18 protein-coding genes are annotated in these 21,270 nt (G+C 37.7%); 7 read left to right on the top strand and 11 right to left on the bottom strand.

What is annotated here, in order from left to right; translation table 11 throughout:
• The first annotated feature begins 1 nt into the window (after position 1).
• Positions 2 to 1,138: an N-acetyl-alpha-D-glucosaminyl L-malate synthase BshA gene (gene bshA, locus RBH95_RS09490; protein WP_307899351.1), complete on the top strand. Its 1,137-nt coding sequence runs from the start codon at positions 2 to 4 to the stop codon at positions 1,136 to 1,138.
• An 83-nt stretch (positions 1,139 to 1,221) separates the two neighbouring features.
• On the opposite strand, the gene RBH95_RS09485 is transcribed toward bshA, so the two are convergent.
• Complete coding sequence (locus tag RBH95_RS09485) at positions 1,222 to 1,722, bottom strand: hypothetical protein (RefSeq protein WP_307899350.1); 501 nt, start codon at positions 1,720 to 1,722, stop codon at positions 1,222 to 1,224.
• 153 nt (positions 1,723 to 1,875) lie between these two features.
• On the opposite strand from RBH95_RS09485, the gene RBH95_RS09480 reads away from it, so the two are divergent.
• A complete protein-coding gene (locus tag RBH95_RS09480) occupies positions 1,876 to 4,797 on the top strand; it encodes an FAD-binding and (Fe-S)-binding domain-containing protein (protein ID WP_307899349.1) in 2,922 nt (973 codons plus the stop codon).
• Here the strand turns inward: RBH95_RS09480 and RBH95_RS09475 are convergent.
• Entirely contained in the window at positions 4,794 to 5,636 is an 843-nt protein-coding gene (locus RBH95_RS09475; protein WP_307899348.1) for a UDP-2,3-diacylglucosamine diphosphatase, read from the bottom strand. The two genes, RBH95_RS09480 and RBH95_RS09475, sit on opposite strands and share 4 nt — an antisense overlap.
• A gap of 185 nt (positions 5,637 to 5,821) precedes the next feature.
• On the opposite strand from RBH95_RS09475, the gene aroC reads away from it, so the two are divergent.
• Genes aroC through RBH95_RS09460 form a run of 3 tightly spaced genes read left to right on the top strand, consistent with a single transcriptional unit; the run spans position 5,822 to position 9,060 of the window.
• Positions 5,822 to 6,886 (top strand): chorismate synthase, encoded by a 1,065-nt coding sequence (aroC, locus tag RBH95_RS09470; RefSeq protein ID WP_307899347.1) that lies wholly within the window; start codon positions 5,822 to 5,824, stop codon positions 6,884 to 6,886.
• Between the two features lie 15 nt (positions 6,887 to 6,901).
• A complete protein-coding gene (locus RBH95_RS09465; protein WP_307899346.1) occupies positions 6,902 to 8,218 on the top strand; it encodes a dicarboxylate/amino acid:cation symporter in 1,317 nt (438 codons plus the stop codon).
• Between the two features lie 8 nt (positions 8,219 to 8,226).
• A complete protein-coding gene (locus RBH95_RS09460) occupies positions 8,227 to 9,060 on the top strand; it encodes a sulfurtransferase (RefSeq protein ID WP_307899345.1) in 834 nt (277 codons plus the stop codon).
• A gap of 180 nt (positions 9,061 to 9,240) precedes the next feature.
• Here RBH95_RS09460 and RBH95_RS09455 read toward each other — a convergent pair whose 3' ends face one another.
• The 4 genes from RBH95_RS09455 to RBH95_RS09440 all read right to left on the bottom strand — a co-directional run bounded on the left by RBH95_RS09455 (position 9,241) and on the right by RBH95_RS09440 (position 15,188).
• Positions 9,241 to 11,391, bottom strand: a complete 2,151-nt coding sequence (locus RBH95_RS09455) for a DUF4139 domain-containing protein (RefSeq protein WP_307899344.1) — start codon at positions 11,389 to 11,391, stop codon at positions 9,241 to 9,243.
• A gap of 402 nt (positions 11,392 to 11,793) precedes the next feature.
• Positions 11,794 to 12,465: a hypothetical protein gene (locus RBH95_RS09450; RefSeq protein WP_307899343.1), complete on the bottom strand. Its 672-nt coding sequence runs from the start codon at positions 12,463 to 12,465 to the stop codon at positions 11,794 to 11,796.
• 141 nt (positions 12,466 to 12,606) lie between these two features.
• Positions 12,607 to 13,023 carry a thiol-disulfide oxidoreductase DCC family protein gene (locus tag RBH95_RS09445; protein ID WP_307899342.1) on the bottom strand — a complete coding sequence of 139 codons (417 nt, stop codon included), beginning with the start codon at positions 13,021 to 13,023 and terminating at the stop codon, positions 12,607 to 12,609.
• The gene (locus RBH95_RS09440; RefSeq protein ID WP_307899341.1) at positions 13,020 to 15,188 is read right to left on the bottom strand and encodes a DNA mismatch repair protein MutS; all 2,169 of its coding nucleotides are present in this window, start codon (positions 15,186 to 15,188) and stop codon (positions 13,020 to 13,022) included. The genes RBH95_RS09445 and RBH95_RS09440 overlap by 4 nt, the downstream gene beginning before the upstream one ends.
• Before the next feature lie 158 nt (positions 15,189 to 15,346).
• On the opposite strand from RBH95_RS09440, the gene RBH95_RS09435 reads away from it, so the two are divergent.
• Positions 15,347 to 16,324 carry an alpha/beta fold hydrolase gene (locus tag RBH95_RS09435; protein WP_307899340.1) on the top strand — a complete coding sequence of 326 codons (978 nt, stop codon included), beginning with the start codon at positions 15,347 to 15,349 and terminating at the stop codon, positions 16,322 to 16,324.
• 32 nt (positions 16,325 to 16,356) lie between these two features.
• Entirely contained in the window at positions 16,357 to 17,022 is a 666-nt protein-coding gene (gene ung / locus RBH95_RS09430) for a uracil-DNA glycosylase (RefSeq protein WP_307899339.1), read from the top strand.
• A 222-nt stretch (positions 17,023 to 17,244) separates the two neighbouring features.
• On the opposite strand, the gene RBH95_RS09425 is transcribed toward ung, so the two are convergent.
• The 5 genes from RBH95_RS09425 to RBH95_RS09405 are packed head-to-tail and all read right to left on the bottom strand — an operon-like array spanning position 17,245 to position 21,197.
• Positions 17,245 to 18,102 (bottom strand): substrate-binding domain-containing protein, encoded by an 858-nt coding sequence (locus RBH95_RS09425; protein ID WP_307899338.1) that lies wholly within the window; start codon positions 18,100 to 18,102, stop codon positions 17,245 to 17,247.
• Positions 18,103 to 18,104: 2 nt separating this feature from the next.
• Positions 18,105 to 18,980, bottom strand: a complete 876-nt coding sequence (locus RBH95_RS09420) for a nucleoside phosphorylase (protein WP_307899337.1) — start codon at positions 18,978 to 18,980, stop codon at positions 18,105 to 18,107.
• On the bottom strand, positions 18,970 to 19,905 hold the full coding sequence (locus RBH95_RS09415) for a DUF1835 domain-containing protein (protein ID WP_307899336.1): 936 nt from the start codon (positions 19,903 to 19,905) through the stop codon (positions 18,970 to 18,972). Before RBH95_RS09415 ends, RBH95_RS09420 begins: the two co-directional genes overlap by 11 nt.
• A gap of 4 nt (positions 19,906 to 19,909) precedes the next feature.
• Positions 19,910 to 20,239 carry a translation initiation factor gene (locus tag RBH95_RS09410; protein WP_307899335.1) on the bottom strand — a complete coding sequence of 110 codons (330 nt, stop codon included), beginning with the start codon at positions 20,237 to 20,239 and terminating at the stop codon, positions 19,910 to 19,912.
• 7 nt (positions 20,240 to 20,246) lie between these two features.
• On the bottom strand, positions 20,247 to 21,197 hold the full coding sequence (locus RBH95_RS09405; RefSeq protein WP_307899334.1) for an isopenicillin N synthase family oxygenase: 951 nt from the start codon (positions 21,195 to 21,197) through the stop codon (positions 20,247 to 20,249).
• Positions 21,198 to 21,270: the final 73 nt, after the last annotated feature.

Below are 21,270 nucleotides of genomic sequence, written 5' to 3'. Positions count from 1 at the left end.
CATGAAAATAGGTATTGTATGTTACCCTACGTTTGGAGGAAGTGGGGTTGTAGCTACCGAATTAGGTATAGAATTGTCCAAACGAGGACATGAAGTTCATTTTATAACTTATAAGCAACCGGTTAGGTTAGAGCTGTTGGGAAGTCATGTGCACTTCCATGAGGTAAATGTCCCAGAATATCCTTTATTCCATTACCAGCCATATGAGTTGGCACTTTCCAGTAAATTGGTGGATATGGTGAAGTTGCACGGTATTGAAATACTGCATGTGCATTATGCCATTCCGCACGCCTATGCAGCTTATATGGCAAAGAAAATGCTGATTGAGGAAGGTATTTATGTGCCTATCGTGACCACTTTGCACGGGACAGATATTACTTTGGTTGGAAGCCACCCGTTTTATAAACCTGCAGTAACCTTTAGTATCAATAAATCAGATGCCGTAACGTCTGTTTCTGAAGATTTAAAGCAGGACACACTGCGTTTATTCGATATAAAAAAGGACATTGAGGTTGTTACCAATTTTATAGATTTGGATAAGCAGAAAAATAGTTTTACCGATTGTCAACGTGGTATGATGGCCAATGAGAATGAGCGTATTGTTACCCACATAAGTAATTTCAGAAAGGTAAAACGTATCACAGATGTGGTGAAGATTTTTTATAATATTCAAAAGGAAATTCCAGCAAAGCTTATGATGGTTGGTCAGGGACCAGAAAAGGAACCTGCAGAAAGACTATGTGAAGAGTTGGGTATCCCAGAGAAAGTGGTCTTTTTTGGAAATAGTAATGAGATTGACAGGATTTTGTGTTTTTCAGATTTGTTTTTATTGCCCTCAGAGACCGAAAGTTTTGGGTTGGCCGCTTTGGAAGCTATGGCTGCAGGAGTTCCTGTTATATCTAGTAATTCGGGAGGGATTCCAGAAGTCAACATCAATGGTTTTTCTGGATTTTTAAGCCCTGTGGGTGATGTGGAAGGTATGAGTAAAAACGCCTTGACAATTCTTAGAGATCCATCAACTCTTAAGTTGTTCAAAAAACAAGCGAAGGAGCAGGCTGCTAATTTCGATATTCATGAAATTGTACCTCAGTATGAAGCCATTTATGAAAAAACACTTAAGAATAGCGTGCTTATATAAACGGAAGCTTTCTCGTGATAGGATATAAAACAAAAACCACCTTTGAAGGTGGTTTTTGTTTTATATAAGGTGGCAGTTTGGGCTTAGAATTGGTAGCGTACACCAATGGCCAAATCAAAGTCTAAGTCGTTATTGTCATGGGCACTGTCGCCAAATCCCCATTCTGGACGCAAGTCTAAAGAGAGGAGAAGGGGGAAGTCAAAGCTATACTCAATTCCAATATCTCCACCAATAAACAAAAAGGTATCGTGATCGTCGTAGTGATCATGACCATTTGCGTGGTGTTCGTCATAAGAAGCTAATCCAGCTCCTGGTCCTGCGTACCAATTAAAGCCACCATCGATGTTCCAAACCCATTGGTAAATCCCTGTTAGTTTAACACCATCATGATGGTTACCGTCACGCCAACCAAAGTCAATTTCTAATCGGTTGTCAAGGCCTAAAGCTCTCTGATAAGAGATTTCAGCCCCCATACCATCACTGTCTCCTAAACGCAAACCAATGGCGTTTGGAGAGATTAATTGGGCCTGACTAGCAAACGAAAAGCCAACAAGAGCTAATGCCACTAAAAATAATTTCTTCATAAGTAATTTAAGTTTAAGATTTGTTAAATCGAAATTACGACTTTTGGAATTCGACTTGTAAAGAATAACGTTTAAATTATGTTAAAATTGGATTTCTTATTCTAATTTAGTCGGGAATCTAAAACAATACAAAAGCGAAATTTAAGCACAGGAATGACTAGCGATTTGCAAATATTACAGGCTCAATTAGATGGTGAATTATTTTATGATGATTTAATGAAGGCCATGTATGCCACGGATGCTTCAGTTTACAGAATGTTGCCTTTGGCTGTGGCCTATCCTAAATCGGAGCGGGATATCCAAAGACTTATAGCTTTCGCAAATTCTAATAAAACCTCCTTGATTCCGCGTACTGCTGGAACTTCTTTAGCTGGGCAATGTGTGGGACCTGGTATTGTGGTAGATGTGTCCAAGTATTTTACAAAGATTGTAAGCATCAATGAAAAGCAACGTACAGTTACCGTACAGCCAGGAGTTGTTAGGGACCAGTTGAATAATTTTCTGAAACCTTTCGGACTTTTTTTTGCCCCCAATACGTCTACGTCCAACCGTTGTATGATTGGAGGTATGGTGGGAAATAATTCTTCTGGATCTACCTCCATAAAATACGGGGTGACCAGGGATAAAGTATTGGCTATAAAAACCATTTTAAGTGATGGCAGTACGGTAATGTTTAATTCCATGTCCAAGGGCGAGTTCTCCAATAAAAAAGAACAAAATGATTTAGAAGGATATATTTATCGAACAATTTATGACGAATTGGAGTCTAAGGAGGTTCAGCAGCGAATTATTGCTGCATACCCTAAACCAGAGATTCACAGGAGAAACACAGGATATGCAATAGACGAAGTATTAAAGTGTGAAGTATTTACGGAAACGGAAGAGAAGTTCAATATGTCTAGACTTTTGGCAGGAAGTGAAGGGACTTTGGCTTTTTCAACAGAAATCACTTTACAGTTGGATGCATTACCTCCCGTGGAAAGTATCATGGTTGCGCTTCATTTTAATTCAATAGCAGATTGCATGAAGGCCGTTGTACCTGTAATGAATCATGATTTATACAGTTGTGAAATGATGGATAAAACCATTTTGGATTTGACCAAGCACAACAAAACCCAACAAGAAAACAGGCAATTTATAGAAGGAGATCCAAAGGCTATTTTGATGTGCGAAGTAAGGGCAAATAGCAAAAAGGAAGTAGAGGAAATGGCTTCACATTTTTTGAAAGCTATTGAATTAGAAACCAAAAGCTATGCAAATGCCTTGTTGTACGGTGATGAGATGGATAAGGCCATTGACTTGCGTAAAGCTGGATTGGGACTTTTGGGAAATATGGTTGGCGATAAAAAGTCGGCAGCCTGTATTGAAGATACGGCAGTGGCTTTGGGAGATTTGGATGCCTATATTAGCGAGTTTACACAGTTGATGGAAGGGTATGACCAAAAGGCCATTTATTATGCGCATGCCGGAGCAGGGGAATTGCATTTGCGCCCGATTTTAAATTTGAAATTAAGTAACGATGTGTTGTTGTTTCGGAAAATCACGACGGATGTGGCTCATTTGGTGAAAAAATACAATGGAGCAATGAGTGGAGAGCATGGTGAAGGCATTGTCAGAGGGGAGTTTATCCCATTGATGATTGGCGATGAAAATTATCAACTTTTAAAATGCATAAAAACGGCCTTCGATCCCAATGGAATATTAAACCCAGGAAAGATTGTTGATGCCTTTCCAATGGATCAATCATTGCGTTATGTTGCCGATAGAAAGGAACCAGAAATAGAGACCTTTTTGGATTTTTCGGAGTCCCAAGGTATCCTTCGAGAGGCCGAAAAATGTAACGGTTCGGGCGATTGTAGAAAACTACCTGAATTTGGAGGGACCATGTGCCCAAGTTATCGTGCGACCAAAAACGAAAAAGACACCACAAGAGCCAGGGCAAATGCTTTGAGGGAGTTTTTAACCAATAGTGCTAAGCCAAACAGATTTAATCATGAGGAACTAAAGGAGGTTTTTGATTTATGTTTGAGCTGTAAGGCCTGTGCCAGTGAGTGCCCTAGTAGTGTTGATATGGCTCGTTTAAAAGCTGAGTTTTTATACCAATTTCAAAAAGCAAACGGTATTTCTTGGCGTACAAAATTGTTCGCCTACAATAATGCCATGAACAAATTAGGGAGTACATTTCCTAGTTTAGCCAACTTTATGTTTTCTAATGAAATCATTGCCTCAAGTTTAAAGAAAATCATGCAAGTTGCTCCAGAGAGAGTACTTCCATTAATCTCTTCAAAAAGTTTAAGTAAAGAGTTTGAATTAATTAAAAATCAATTAGTTAAAAGTGAATATGTGAAGTCGATATATTTGTTTAATGATGAATTTGTTAACTATTTGGATACCAGTATAGGCGTTGATTTTTTGGAATTGATGGAGTGTCTAAATTATGAAGTAATCATTTTGGAGAATGTAGAATCGGGAAGGAGTTTTTTGTCTAAAGGTCTATTGGAGCAAGCTAAAAAAGTAGCGAATCAAAATGTAGACTTGTTTAAGGGAAAAATTTCAGTGGAATCCCCTTTGGTGGGGATTGAACCTTCGGCAATTTTGACTTTCAGGGATGAATATTTAACATTGGTTGACGATAAGGAAGCTGCAAAATCTATTGCCTCTAATACATTTTTATTTGAAGAATTTATCCAAAGTGAAATCAATTTGGGGAATATAAAAGAAGAGCAGTTCACCCGAGAACCAAGGACTATAAAGTTTCATGGACATTGTCATCAAAAGGCTTTGAGTAATCAAAAAGCGAGTTTTGATGTATTGAACTTCCCTAAAAACTATAAGGTAACCATAATTCCAAGTGGTTGCTGTGGGATGGCGGGAAGTTTCGGTTATGAAAAAGAACATTATAAAGTGAGCATGGACATTGGTGAGCAAACGTTGTTTCCTGCTGTTCGAAATGCCGAAAAAGACGTGATTATTGCAGCAAATGGAACAAGCTGTAGGCATCAAATTAAGGATGGAACAGCGGTAGAAGCACTGCATCCTATAACAATTTTAAAACAGGCATTAGCCAGGAATTAGCGTTTTGAGTTTTGTTCAACGATAGTGATGGCTGCTATTAAATCCTTTACTTCCATGTCTTTGATATCTTCATCGGCATAAAAGGGAGATAACTTGTCTTTACTGTAGCTATAGACCTTCCAACGTTTAAACTGGTATTCTAAGGCGGTAAAGTTCTCCACCCAGTCACCAGAGTTTAAATACACTGTTTTTCCGTATTTATTTTCCTTGACCACCATTTTAGGTTGATGGATATGACCGCAAATTACATAGTCGTAGCCATTTTCAATAGCAAGGTCAGAAGCAACCTGTTCAAAATCGCTAATGTACTTCACGGCCCGCTTTACGCTATTTTTTATCTTTTTGGACAAGGAATATTTCTCTTTTCCCAATTTTTCCAAAAACCAATTGCTAAGACGATTTAATAAAATCAACAAATCGTAACCGTAGCCTCCCAACTTGGCTAGCCATTTAGCATTTTGAATTGAAACATCAAACACATCACCATGGAAAATCCAAGCCTTTTTGCCATCCAATTCCAAAACCGCCTTATCAACAATAGAAATATTGCCAATGGTCATATCGCTAAATTTACGCAGCATTTCGTCATGGTTGCCCGTAACATAGATGATTTCTACACCATCGGCAGACATGTCCATAATTTTCTTGATAACTCTTAAATGGGATTTAGGGAAGTACCGTTTGCTGAACTGCCAAATATCAATAATGTCACCATTCAAGATGAGTTTTTTTGGTTGAATGCTGTTTAGATAGGTCAATAATTGCTTTGCATGGCATCCATAAGTTCCCAAATGGACATCAGAGATAACGGCTATTTCTACTTTTCTTTTAATCTTCAAGAGCGTTCAGGATTGATTAATACAAATTACTCCATTCAATATTACTTAAAGATTATCCTGTAATTAATTAACTATGAGCATTCTGTTAAGATATTGTTATGTGAAATGAATAAAATTGGGCCTTTGTGAATTTAATTTTTTGATTCTCTAAGAATACATTTACATTAGCATAAAATAATAGTGTTATGGCAGGAAACTCCTTTGGAAATCTATTTAAACTTACCACATTTGGTGAGTCACACGGTATTGCAATTGGTGGTATTATAGATGGCTGTCCTCCTGGAATTCAATTGGATTTTGAGGCGATTCAACAGGAATTAGACAGAAGAAAACCGGGGCAGTCAGATATTGTTACCCAAAGAAAGGAGCCGGATACGGTAGAATTTTTGTCGGGTATTTTTGAAGGGGTTACTACGGGAACTCCTATTGGCTTCACTATTCGTAATACCAATCAAAAATCAAAGGATTACAGTCATATCAAGGATGTTTATCGTCCTAGTCACGCTGATTATACCTATCAACAAAAATATGGAACTCGCGATTATCGTGGAGGAGGAAGGAGTTCTGCTCGTGAAACAGCGTCAAGAGTAGTAGCAGGGGCTATTGCTAAACAAGTTTTGGGCGAAATTACGATAAATGCCTATACGTCTTCTGTGGGAGATATCTATTTGGAACAGCCTTACCAAGCGCTTGATTTCTCCAAAACTGAAAGCAATGCGGTTCGTTGCCCTGATGCCGAAGTAGCAGAAAAAATGATCGCTAGAATCAAGGAAATTAGAAAAGAAGGAGATACCATTGGAGGTACTGTGACCTGCGTGATACAAAATGTACCTGTTGGTCTGGGAGAGCCTGTTTTTGACAAACTTCACGCCGAATTGGGTAAAGCCATGCTGTCCATTAATGCTGTTAAAGGATTTGAATATGGAAGCGGGTTTTGTGGTACCAAAATGAAAGGTAGTGAGCATAACGATTTGTTTAATCCTGATGGTTCTACTAAAAGTAACCTTTCAGGTGGTATTCAAGGTGGTATCAGTAATGGCATGGATATTTATTTCAGGGTGGCTTTTAAACCTGTGGCAACGGTAATGCAAAAGCAGGAAGCCTTAAACGCCGATGGTGATATTGTTGAAATGCAAGGGAAAGGACGTCACGACCCCTGTGTGGTGCCAAGAGCCATCCCAATTGTAGAGGCTATGGCTGCTTTGGTCTTGGCCGATTTTATGCTGCTGAACAAATCTTATAAAAACTAAATACTCAATGATTCTATGAAGAAACTGGCATTGCATTGGCAAATAATTTTAGGAATGGTTTTAGGGGTAGTCTTTGCCCTAGTAATGGCTAAATTTGAGTGGGGTAGTGGCTTCATTACCGATTGGATCAAACCCTTTGGAACCATTTTTATCAATTTGCTAAAACTAATTGCGGTGCCTTTAATTTTGGCATCATTGATTAAAGGCGTATCCGATTTAAAAGATATTTCCAAATTGTCAAAAATGGGGGGGCGTACCATTGGGCTTTATATTTTTACTACTGTCATCGCTGTTTCTATTGGGCTTTTGGTGGTGAATTTTATAAAACCAGGGGCTTCTATAACAGAGGCAACGCGAATGGAACTTGTGGAAAGTTATAAAGGTGATGCCGACTCTAAAATTGCTGCTGCTGAAAAGCAGAAAAATGCAGGTCCTTTGCAAGCCTTGGAGGATATCGTCCCTAGTAACATTTTTAGCGCAGCTAGTGATAATGGTAACATGCTTCAAGTGATTTTTTTCGCTATAATTTTTGGGATAGGCCTTATTCTGATTCCTGAGGAAAAAGCCCAACCTGTCAAATTATTCTTCGATAGTTTTAACGAAGTCATTCTTAAACTCATTGACTTGATCATGCTATTTGCTCCATACGGTGTATTTGCGCTTTTGGCTGCTTTAGTGGTGGAATCTCCTAGCACCGATTTGTTTGCGGCTTTGGGATGGTATGCCTTTTGTGTGGTGTTGGGATTATTATTAATGATGTTGGTGTATACGCTGCTAGTTTTTATTTTCACTAAAAAATCACCGCTGTTCTTTTTAAATGGAATTGCACCAGCCCAATTACTCGGATTTTCAACTAGTAGTAGTGCTGCCACGCTTCCAGTAACTATGGAGCGAGTAGAAGAACATTTGGGTGTGGAAGAAGAGGTAACCAGTTTTGTGTTGCCTATTGGGGCGACTATCAATATGGATGGAACCAGTTTGTATCAAGCAGTTGCGGCAGTTTTTATTGCGCAAACCTTTGGAATGGACTTAAGTTTTGGAGTTCAGCTAGGAATCATTGCTACGGCCACTTTAGCCTCTATAGGGAGTGCTGCAGTTCCCGGAGCGGGTATGGTAATGTTGGTGATTGTATTGGCACAAGCAGGCATTCCTGAAGCCGGTTTAGCATTGATTTTTGCGGTGGACAGACCTTTGGACATGTGTCGCACTACAGTAAATGTGACTGGGGATGCTGCAGTTTCCATGATTGTCGCCAAATCGGTTGGAAAACTTGGGGAGCCTCATGTAAGGAATTGGGACGATATCTACAGCAAACAACAAACATCAATGTAATTGTAATTATGAAACCTATTATAATACCGAGCCCTTTGGTGTCGGCTGAATGGCTAAATGCGCATTTGGAAGCGCCTAATTTGGTAGTTTTGGACGCAACCATTCCAAAGGCTGTGGCAGCCGATTCTTTAGCGGAATCAGGAGTGCAAATTCCTCAAGCGCGATTTTTTGATTTGAAACAGAAATTCAGTGATGTATATGGGGAATTTCCAAATACCTTTCCTTCCGAAGCACAGTTTGTTTTGGAAGCCCAAAGCTTGGGAATCAACAGCGATAGTGCTATTGTGGTCTATGACGATCAAGGGATCTATTCAAGTGCAAGGGCATGGTGGCTTTTTAAAGCTTTTGGTTATGATAATGTAGCCGTGTTGAACGGGGGACTTCCCGAATGGATTAAGTCAGGTTTTGTAGTGGAGCCTAAGGAAGCTTATACGGGCGTTAAAGGGAATTTTACAGGAAGTTACCATCCAAGATACATGAAGTTTTTTCAGGATATGTTGAAGGAATCCAGAGAAGGTACTCAAACAATCATTGATGCCCGTTCGGAAAGTAGATTCAAAGGCTTGGAAGTGGAGCCAAGAGCAGGTTTACGAAGTGGTTCTATTCCTAATTCTGTGAATTTACCATATACAGACTTGCTAGAAAATGGAGTTTTTAAAGATGTAGAATCCTTGAAAAATCTATTTTCTACTTTAGCTAAACCTGAAGATGGCATTACGTTTTCCTGTGGATCAGGCATTACGGCCTGTATTTTGGCTTTGGGCGCGGAACTGTCTGGATATGATAATATTTCGGTATATGATGGCTCTTGGACGGAATGGGGTTCGTTAACGGAAGCTTAATTTCCAGCTTTCAAAATCCAGTCTGAATTTTGATAAAAAAGAAATCCCAACACGAGGCTTCTAGCATTTTTTTTGCTACCCAAGGGAGATTAGACATGTCTCACTTGGGAACTTAAGAGGCTCCTGCCTAACGGAAGACAGGCTTAAGTTGATGTAATCGTGCTGGGATTTTGGGGGCCTTTATAGGTTGACTTGCCTGTACTTAGGATATTTTACCGAGTATGAAAATTTGAAAGTATCTGAAGCGCCAGGGGAAAGAACCGTTTTCCATTCCATCAATCCTTTGTCATCATTGTACTGAGAGGTTCCGGTTTCGATGTCCTCAACTTTAATGTCCTTGTTTTGACTGATTGGAATACGGTCCATAATTACAATATCGATAGGCGTCTGTTTGTTGTTTTTTAGTTCCAATTCATACATTTTATTGATAATTCTATTGTTCCCTATAAAATTAGTCTTTTTAAAATCATTCACTTGATTTCGTTTCACCACCACGTTAGGATCAACCCCCAGGGATACGGTTAAGGTATCTGTAGTAGTTTGTGGGTTGATATTGGTTTTCCCTGAGTAACTGCCTTCAAAATAGATATTCGCTTCGGCGGGCAGTAAGTTGTACTGTTCCCAATTCCCAATTTTGGCGGTTAGAAAAACATTTTCGTTTAAAATAGGTGCCGCATAATAGGAATAGCTTGCAGGAATCGAGAATTTATCAATTTCAATTACTGTGATGTCTCCGTTGGAAGGCATGCTGTAGGCCTTTTGTATTTCGAAACGTTTGTTGGTAACGCCTTCTTCAATGACTTCTCCTGTAGCGGTAAGGTTTTTTGTTGAAATCAAAATGACACCATCTGAAGCTCTGCTTCCATAGAGTCCTGAAGCCTCATTGCCCTTTAAGATTTCAACAGAACCAATACTATTTGGTGAAATATTTTCAAATTCCTTTTTGGAGACAGGGACTCCGTCAAGTACATATAACGGTTCACTATAATTTGAGATTGAATTAATACCTCTGATGTTTACATTTAGGCCGGCAACTTTGCCTTCTAGGGTACTAACTGCTCCCGTGTATGCAGCATCATCAAAATTTTCGGCATCCATCATGGCCTGTACTTTGTTTTGATAACCAGGAGTATTATCAGATTTTGGCTGAACTCCATAACCAACCACCACGACTTCCTCAAGGGCTGCAACATCTTCTTTCAAGGCTACATTCATAATGCTGGAATGAATCGGGAGTTCTTCTATCATCATACTCACAAAGGAATATACAAGCTCTTTGCCTCCAGTGGTTCGCAGGGTATATTTACCATCAAAATCGGTTTGGACACCATTGTTGGTTCCTTTTTCTACAACATTTACGCCTGGTAGAGGTAATCCATCAGCAGCTGAAGTTACAATACCAGATACAGTTTGTACCATTGGGTTGTATTTGTAATTATAGCTTTTTGTGGCCCGTGTTCTTTCGTAATGACTGTTTCTGGAAATAAAGTTTAGGTACTTAGGATCTAGATCTGGTTTTTCGTTGTTGGTGTTGGGGTCACTTGTGGAAAGCGTCACTTTTATATCGTTCCAATCTACACCCGTGTTTTGGTATACATGTGCTTTATATTGCATGTCGATGGGAGTATTGATACTGTTCGCTTTTAAATCGTAAGTAGGGAACCATCCTGCATTGCTGACATTGTATTTCAAGGTAATATTAAGGGAGGTTGGTTTAGCGGTGTTGAATTTCACTTTGATTTCCCCAGTCTGAACTTTTTCTTCAACATTGTATTCTTGGAGTTGTTTTCTAATGTCATTGATTTCGTCTTCGTAATCTCTTTTCTTTTTGTAGGATTCATAGATCAATGTATTCACTTCGGTAATTCGCTGCCTGTAATAGGCGGCAAATTGCTTTAGTTTTTCCAAAGAAACCACTTGCGTGTCGCTGCCCAAGTGGCGATTTTGTTGAATGATGGACAATTCTTCTTTATACCCAGCAATTAAATCATCTTCAAATTGAATTTGGTCATTGATGGATTTAATTTGTTCTTGAAGGGTTTCTATCTCTTTGGTTTTTGGCTGTTTGGAAAGGTAGTTAATACCATAGTTGATTGAGAGAATAGAAGCATTTTGCAAGCCTGAGACTTGAATGCTACTTTCTTGAATATAAGGAGACAGTTTGTGAAAGGTATATTCCGAAGTGCCAACAGGCAATTGTATAGTGGCAGTTCTGGTTATTTGGGCACCATCAAGGTAGACGGTGACTTCCTTTAATGAAGACTCTGTTTCGTTTGTGTTTGCAAAGCAAATAGAAGATAAGAACAGGCAAAGTATAAGATATGTTTTCATGATAGTGGTTTTTAAAGTATTATAAAACTATCACGGATGGGGAATGTGGGAAAAGGTAAATGAGTTAAGGAGGTGTTTGGAGCTGTGAAATGATGTTCTTGGTTAGGCAAATACCTTTACTAAAGAACTATAAATGGTTATTCATAGAGGATATTTGCAGTTTTAATGTGTTAAACAATTTTTTTTGCCACTAAACGATATTTTTAACCAAAAAGAGGATGATTGTGTAATTTTAAAATGGTTAAAAAGTAATGCCTTATTTCTCAAGAGGTTGGTTTTAAGCATTATTTATAAAGTAATTTATAGAGTTAAATTAGTTTTTAATTAGTTGTTAATTGTTAAAAAAGGTCTTGATAAACATCAAGACCTTTTTTATTAATTGGAGTGACTATAACCTCTACTTTATTTAAGTGCTTTGGCTATTTCTTCCGTGTACTGTTCGGCGTTCTTAGTGACGCTTTGGGGATCTTCTATTTTGGTGGTTACTACAGCTACCAATTGTTTGCCATCTGGTTGATCTAAATCATAGGCAACGGTTTCCAAAATGAATGTTTTTTGAGTAACTGTAGTCGAAGTCATTGGGACATAGCTGCCATAGGTGGAGTAAGACATAGGGTGCATGTAGTAGCCGTAAAAACCTCCGTAATACCCTGGGTAGTAATTTGGGTAAGCAGCGCCCGCATAGTAGCCGCCATCGGTATAGGTTTTTGAGGACTCTTGAAAGTCTTTAATAACTGTTAAAACAACCCCATTGTAGCCTTCATTTTTCAGGAAATTTTTAAAATTTTCAAGTTCCTCTTCCGTGTGCTTTTCTTCCACTTTAAAGGAGGTGGGCAGTACGGAATAGCTTGGGGTGGCCTTTGTGCCATTACTAATTAATTTATCTGCGATATCACGTTCAAAAGCTATACGCGCCTGATTGTTGGCTGTTCTGGCAATAACCAAAATATTGTTGTCCTTAATTTGTGTTACGCTGTCAGATTTCCAAGAATCCAATACTTTGATACTGCTGGAGCAACTTGTAACTACAATTAACAGCATTAATACGTAAGAAATTTTTAAGGTATTTTTCATAAGAGACTAAAATAATGGATTAATAATGTGGTTTAGGTTTCGCCGTAATTCAAATTACACGGTGTATTAAAATTACAATAAAATTTTAATAATCAGGTGTGTAAAGGCTTAATGTCCGAATTTTATTAACCTCGTTATTTTCTAACTGAGAAACTTTGAAGTGAGTTCTGGTGTAGGAATCATGCAGGAGTCTTGTTTGCCAAACCATTTGTAGCGGTTTTTAGCTATGATATCGTAAACCCAATTTCTTATAAAGGAAGGAACAATTAAAAAGACAGCCAATAGGGTTGTTGGAAAGCCCAGCTTTGAAGCAATTTTAAGAGCAGCTGTAGATTTGTAATATATTTTTTGACTAGGAGTGTGCAGTAAAATAGAGTCTATTTTAGCGGTGTCAATACCGTGTTTTTCTATTATGGATTTACCAATATCGCTTTGTAAGGCCGCAAACATAAACCGATTCTGTTTATCATGTTTAATCACGTATTGGATGGAGGTATTGCATAAATTGCAGACACCATCAAACAAAATCAATTCTTTATTTTTGGGCAGTGTTGTCATTTTTTTCTTTGAACAAGTTCTAGCTGGTCAATATTTACACTTGTTGTAAAAATGCCATAATTAACGGTAGCCTTGTTTTTTTCGATCTTATCAATACTGCCAACAGCTTTACCATCTTCCATTCTAACACGGTCACCAACTTTTAAAATCACTTTTGGCTTGGCTGGTTGTTTGGCAGCCTTTTGTTTTTCTTCTTTTTTCTTTTGTCGGATTTCTTCCACCTTCTTTTCGACCTCTTGATTAACTTTTTGCTCTTTTGCTTTTATGGCCTTTTTCTTTTTGGCAGAAACCTTTTTGCGCTTCGAGTTTTCTATTTGAACCAATTTAAACAATTCGTCCATAAGAACACGCTTCTTTTTGTTTTCAAAATAGGCTTCAGACAATTCGTTTACCTTTTGGCCCAAGTAGATTAGTCGTTGGTTGCTATCGTAAAGTTCTTGATAACTTTCTAGTTTTTTCTGAATTCTGGTATTGATTTCCTCAAGTCTTTCAGCTTCATTCAGCTTTTTCTGTTCATTGACTTTTAGGGATCGTTCTGTTTTTTCTAGCTTTGACCGCTCTTTTTGAAGTTTGGCTATAGTTTGGTCGAATCTTACTTTGCCACGTTCAATTTTTTTCTTTGCTCTGTTGATTAAACTGTAGGGAATGCCATTTTTTTGAGCTACTTCAAAAGTAAAGGAGCTACCTGCTTGCCCTAAAACCAGTTTAAACATGGGTTCCAAACTTCTTTCATCAAACATCATATTGGCGTTTTGCATGTATGGCAATTCATTGGCCAATATTTTTAAGTTGGAGTAGTGGGTAGTTATGATACCATAAGCTTCCCGGTGGTAGAATTCCTCCAAGAAGGTTTCGGCTAATGCTCCTCCCAATTCTGGATCACTTCCGGTTCCAAATTCATCAATCAAAAACAAGGTGTTTTTGTTGCATTTTTTGAGGAAGTAATTCATTTGTTTTAAGCGGTAGCTGTAAGTGCTTAAATGGTTTTCTATGGATTGGTTGTCTCCAATATCCGTTAGTATTCTGTCAAACAGGCAAACGGAGCTACGCTCGTGTACAGGAATAAGCATTCCGCTTTGTAGCATTGCTTGAAGGATACCAATGGTTTTAAGCGTAATACTTTTACCCCCGGCATTTGGCCCAGAAATCACAATAATCCTGTTTTCTGGATTCAATTCAATACTTTGCGGAAATGTTTTTAAGCCTTTTTTGTTATTAGATAGCAGTAATAAAGGGTGAAAGGCATCTTTGACATTGTAGACTTTTGTATCGTTAATTTCTGGTAAAACGGCGTTCATGGATTGGGCGTATTTTGCTTTTGCATACACAACGTCCATTTTTACAAGAAATGTTTGGTATTGGCTTAATAGATTGGCAAAGGGTCTGGTAAATTCTGTAAGCGATTTTAAAATGCGTTCTATTTCCTCTTTTTCATCAAACTCAAGATTGTTAAGTTCTCTAACATGTTGAAATGTGGCCTCAGGTTGGATGTAGATAATACTTCCTGTTTTGCTGGTACCTAAAATACTGCCTTTAACCTTTCTGCGGTACATAGCCTTAACCGCTAAAACACGCTTGTTTTCAATAACGCTTTCTCTAATGTCATCCAAGTAATCTTGGCTGGAATAGGCGTTTAGAGCGGTAACAAAACTTTGGTTTATCTTTCCCCTAACCAAATTAATAGCTTGTCTGATTGCGTGAAGCTGGTCACTGGCACTGTCCTTAATGTCACCAAATCGATCAATAATTGTATTTATTTTATCAATTAGGATTTTAGTGATTTCAATAGAGGCTGCATTTTTACTAAGGCTCGGGTAATACTCTTCAAACTTTTTCAGGAAGGTCAAGATTTCGTTTGTGGTTACAGAGATATTCACAATTTTTTTGAAACCATAAGGATCCAAAAATGCGCCTTCTAAATTTAAAAACTTTAATTCTTTTGCAATGGAGTCGAAACCATGATTTGGAATTCTATTTTCATTATAAAAAGATGAAAGGTATTCGTTTGTAAAGCCTAATTCTAATAGTAAGGTTTCTCGATCTGGAGACGGCACAATTTGTAAGGCGTCAGCTTTACCTAATTCTGTAATGCAATGTTCAGATACCTGAGAGAGTACAACATTAAACTCTATGTCCTGTAATGTTTTTTTATGAATGCTTATCATGGAGCTTCTGCAATATTAAGGGCAGACGAAACTATCTAAATTTTATAAGAATGCAAAGTTACGTATTATGTTTTAAAAGCAACCGTATGCCTGATCGTGATTTATTTTCGCCATAATTGAATTTTAAATGTTTAGATTTGAGAATAACAATTGAAATAATGAAAGTTAAAACGTTTTATTGGGGACTCTTGGTAGCGCTGTTGTTTATGCAATGCCGAAGCAGTATAAATGACTACGATGAGTTTGCAAAAATACCGCCATATGTGTTGGATGTAAGCGATGTACAGCGTCCTTATTTTGAAGCTTATGATAAAACGTTAAGTTTATGGGGAACAGACTACGAGGAACTTTACATTCCTACTACTTTTGGTACGGCTCATGTGCTTGTAAGTGGTCCTGAAAATGGAGAGCCTATTATTTTATTGCATGGCATGAATGCTAGTTCCACCAGTTGGTATCCCAATGCTAAGGCCTTGTCTAGAAAACATCGGGTGTTTGCTATTGATTTGTTGATAGAACCAGGAAAGTCTGATTTGGTTGGAGAAGTGGAAAATATTGAGGCTGTGGTGTCTTGGTATTTTGAAATATTTGAAAAGTTAAAACTTGATCAGTTTAGTATAATTGGAGCTTCAAGAGGTGGTTGGCTATCGGTAGCAATAGCTCTACATGATAATACAAGGATAAAGAAAATGGTATTGTTGAGCCCTGCTCAAACCTTTAAGTGGATATCGCCAAGTACAGGTTTGTTGAAAAATATCATTTATGCCTTATCTCCAGACCAAAAGCGTTTAGAGGATGTTTTGGAATCTATGTCAGCAAATGTGAAGAAGATCGATAGAAAGTACAAAGATCAATATCTTTTGGGAAGTCAAATGGATACCATCAATAAATTTATGGTCGAAATGAAACCTTATTCCAAAACCGAACTCAATACTTTAGGCATGCCTGTTTTGGTATTAATTGGTGACGATGATTTAATAAATAATGAAAAGAGTTTGGAGGTTGCTAAAGAAAATATTTCTAATATTGCTGCTGAAATCATTCCGAATGCAGGCCATTTTTTATCTATCGATCAAGCAGAGACGGTCAACCGTAAAATAGTGGAGTTTTTAGATTTGGAACCAAAGGAAAAATAGGAGAATGCTCCCCTAAATTCAACAAAATACAAATGGACTTACAATTAGAACCTACTTGGAAAGCATCTTTAAAGGATGAGTTTAATAAATCTTATTTTGAAAATCTAAGCGAGTTTGTTAAAGATGAATATAATAAACATACTTGCTATCCTCCTGAAAATAAGATTTTCTCTGCTTTTGAATGGTGCCCTTTGGACAAGACCAAAGTTGTAATTATAGGTCAAGATCCATATCACGGGCCAAAACAAGCCAATGGTTTGTGTTTTTCGGTTACAGATGGGGTAGCTCATCCACCATCCTTGATCAATATTTTTAAAGAGATTGAAAGTGATTTGGGAAAACCTTATCCCGTTTCTGGTAATTTGGAACGTTGGGCCCAACAAGGGGTTTTGCTTCTAAACGCTACATTAACGGTGAGAGCCCATCAAGCAGGAAGTCATCAAAATAAAGGTTGGGAAACTTTTACAGACCAAATTATAAAACATATCAGTGAGGAAAGAGAGGGGGTCGTGTTTTTACTTTGGGGAGGCTATGCCAAAAAGAAAGTCAAGCTTATAGACCAATCCAAACATCACGTATTAACATCGGGGCATCCATCTCCTTTAAGCGCCAATAGAGGGTATTGGTTTGGTAATAAACACTTCAGTAAAACTAACTTGCTGCTCGAGACAAATGGGAAGGAACCGATTGAGTGGTAGGTTCTTTTTTTAATTGTACAGGTTTGTGCTTTTGAGTTGGTTCTTTTTTTGTGGTTTTATTACAGCTGAAGAAAAGCAAGGCAAAATTTACGGCCACTAAAAACGCTAAAATATAAACAATGGTAAAAAACATAGGTTGGTTGGGTGATTTTTGGTTACGTAAAATTAACACATTAATCTGAGAAAGCACCTAATGTTTAATAAAGAAAATACTGTTAACTTTTAATTAACATTTTCTACAAGCGCATCATAATCCAATTTGGAATCAATGATATTAAGATCCAATAATTTATTTTGAACCACTTCAACGGTATTCTTATCCAAATTGCTTTGAGACCATTCGGTTAAGCTTAGCCATTCCTGAACATCTTCTAATTTTTGATCATATCGTTTGGAAATAGTTTGGTCTATATTTGGAATGTCTTTGAAGTCTTTAGTGGTATTATTGATGATGTCCAAAATAGTTTTAACCGTTTCTTGGTTTGCTTCCAAAAATTCATTTCTTACCGCAATTACAAAACAAGGCCAAGGGGTTGGGCAATTACCCACACGTCTAAAAGTACCGTTGTCTACAATGGGTTTTGTGGTAAATTTCTCCCACATAAAGTAGTCAGCAGCCCCGTTGGTAAGTCCTTTGATGGCGCCATCCAAGTTGTCAATTACTTCAAAATCTAGATCCTTTGCGGTGTCCCAGCCATTGTCCTGAGCGTTGATATAGGCCATTAAGTGGGAGCCTGAACCAAAACGGCTAATGGCTGCTTTGGAGCCTTTGAGGTCTTCAATAGTTTTATATTTTGAATTTTGGGCTACATGAATACCCCAAATTAGGGGAGAGGCTACAAAGGTTTGCACTATTTTGCTGGGGTTTCCTTCAATGATATCCTTTATGATGCCTTCGGTTAAAATAACGGCCAAATCAATTTCTCCTTCCCGCAAGGCATTGCACATTTCGCCAGTACCACCAAAATAATCTTTCCATCTTAGGTTGATGCCAACATCTTTATATTCTCCTTTTTTTAAAGTTAGGTACCATGCCAAATTGAAATGTTCTGGTACGCCTCCTATTTTTACGGTTTTCATCTTTAATTCTCCGTTAATTTATCTAAAGTATAACGTATTAAGCGTTTTATAGTTTCTTTAGGATTGTTACTGAATTCACCCGTTGCTCTATTTGCAATAATGGCGTTCATAGAAACTGCCTTGTGATTCAATAAGCTCGATAACCCATAGATAGCAGAAGTTTCCATTTCTAAATTGGTAATCGATAATCCATCATGCTTAAAGGTTGCTAATTTACTGTTCAAATCTCGATCTTCAATGCTTAATCGTAATATTCTTCCCTGTGGGCCATAAAAGCCAACATTTGTGCCTGTAAAACCATCAATGGTTGTGCCTGATTGTAAGCGTTCATACAAAGAGTTGCTGCATTCTATAACATAGGGTTTTGATTTGTCTTTAGACCAATTGCTGTGTTTGACAAAGCTTTCAGAAACATCATCCAAAAGGCTTATTCCCGTTGTATTATAAAACGTCAAAAGATTATCAAAACCTATGGCTTGTTTGCTGATAACAAAACTGTCTACAGGAATATGTTTTTGTATGGATCCCGAAGTCCCAATTCTAACGATTTCTAATGAAGTAAGGTTTTCTTTGATATCTTTTTTGGAAAAATCAATGTTAACCAAAGCATCCAGTTCATTAAGAACAATATCAATATTATCGGTGCCAATACCTGTGGAGATAACCGTGATACGCTTGTTTTTATATGTGCCGGTTTGCGTATGAAATTCCCGCTTTCTTTTTTTGAATTCAATGACATCAAACTGTTGTGTTACCTGGTCAACGCGATCTGGGTCACCCACAAGTATTATGGTTGTGGCGACGTTTTCTGGCAATAAATTTAAATGGTAAACGGAACCATCAGGGTTTAAAATAAGTTCAGAAGCTTTAAAGGGCATTTATGGGAGTTTTGATGAGTTTGTTCTCCTGTTTACTAAATTGAAAATCCAATCTATTTACTCCGCCATACCAAATATTGTTGTTAATGTCCATAGCAAAATTATATTGGTTCAAAATAGCTTCATGGCCTTTGCGGTTAAGGGAAATACCGCTTTCCTTTTCATCAAAAAACATTGATAAATGTTCGATCAATCGGTTAATTTGAATGTCTCCAAATCCATAATACCCTTGGTAATTCAAAATATAGCCTAAAAGATGATGTCTAGACTTGATAGTGTTATCCCGAACAATAATCAAGATATTTTGTTCTAGTACACTTAACCCACTTTTAGAATCGGGAAAACGCTCCAAATGAGCTTTGAGGCAATTACTCAAATATTCAAATGAAGAATTGGTGGTGATAAATGGTTTTAGCAGATTGTGGTCTTTTCCACAATAGATGCTCCATAAAGTATCTCCTAGATTAATATCGAAATCTTTAAGTTTGACTCTTGAGTCATAATGTTCAAAAAGTTGGTCTTGAGTAAGTTCAGACAATCCCTTAAGATTTTTTTCACCTTCTACGCGGCCACTACATACAAGGTAGAGCGGAAGGTTCATTTTTTTTTGAAGAATAAGACTCAGTACCGCAATAAGATTGATGTGGCAAAACAAATCGTATTCAAACCACAAGATGATTTCCGAATAGTTTTCCGGCTGGTTAAGTTTGTTGATGTCTATATAGAATTTCTTTTCATCAAATTCCAAGTCGTATATGTCTCTAAAGAATTCTTTTCGTAATTGAACAAATTCCTTAGAGTCTATATCTTGGGTGGTAGGACCTTCACAAAGCATTTCGTCCCAAGTGAGGATATCGCCAGTAATGTCGTGCTCGAGCAGTTTTTTGGTGAGTTGTCCACCATTTGTAATGTGAAGCGTCTCCATAATATTATCCTCCTACACGTTTTACGGCAAACCCTTTTTCTTTTAGGATTTGCATGATTTTATCTCTGTAATCTCCTTGAATGATAATTTTATCGTCTTTAAAACTGCCTCCAACACTAAGTTTGGTTTTGAGTTCTTTGGCCAAGAGTTTAAAATCTTCGGTAGCACCCGTATAGCCTTCAAGGATAGTAATAGGTTTTCCTTTACGCTTTTCGTATTTGCAAATAATGGGGTCGTCCTGCATCCAGATATCATTTTCTGGGGAGGCAGTTTCGGTTTCAGGTTCAGGTGTGTGATCTGGGAAAAGGTTTTTTAATTGATCCTGTAAATCCATAAAGTAATTATTGTTTAATGAGTCCTAATTCTACTAGACGTTCGTGAAGGAATTCTCCAGCAGTGGTATCTTCATATAATTTAGGGTGTTCTTCGTCCACACAAGTATCCAAAACATCCAATTTCATTTCGGAAACGGGATGCATAAAAAATGGAATGGAATAACGAGACGTTCCCCAAAGTTCTTTTGGAGGATTCACCACACGGTGAATAGTAGATTTTAGTTTATTATTGGTATGTCTTGATAGCATGTCTCCCACATTGATCATTAGTTCGTCAGGTTGGGCTATGGCATCAATCCATTCGCCTTTATGATTTTGTACCTGAAGGCCTCGACCTTGGGCGCCCATTAACAATGTAATTAAATTGATGTCCCCATGCGCAGCAGCTCTCACGGCGTCCTTTGGTTCTTCTACTATGGGCGGGTAGTGGATAGGTCTTAAAATGGAATTGCCATTGTGGATATAATCGTCAAAATAGGTTTCCTCAAGCCCTAATCTAAGGGCTAGTGCTCGCAATACGTATTTGGCGGTTTTCTCCAGCATCTTGTAAGCTTCTTTTCCAACTACATTGAATTCAGGAACTTCCTCAACGGTAACATTGTTGGGGTATGTTTCGGCCAATTTGGGGTTGTCTTCCACATATTGACCAAAATGCCAAAACTCTTTCAAATCGCCTTCTTTTCTGCCTTTGGCACTTTCTTTTCCAAAGGAAACATAGCCACGTTGTCCTCCAATTCCAGGAATTTCATATTTCTGCTTTATATCCAAAGGCAACTCGAAAAAAAGTTTTACTTCGGAATAAAGAGACTCCACTAACTTATCGTCCAAGAAATGACCTTTAAGGGCAACAAATCCTATATTTTCATAAGCTTTTCCTATTTCATCCACGAATTTTTGTTTTCTAATTGGGTCTTCTGAAATAAAATCCTGAAGGTCAACACTTGGTATTGCGTTCATTATTAAGGTTTTTTCGTATTGTAATAATACAAAAATAACGAAAACCTCGCTAAAAATTAGAGGAAATGGCCAC

It is taken from the genome of Mangrovimonas sp. YM274 (assembly GCF_030908385.1).
Classification (GTDB): domain Bacteria; phylum Bacteroidota; class Bacteroidia; order Flavobacteriales; family Flavobacteriaceae; genus Mangrovimonas_A.
The sequence above is the reverse complement of the archived record's forward strand: the minus strand, read 5'-3'. Positions and strand labels throughout refer to the sequence as shown.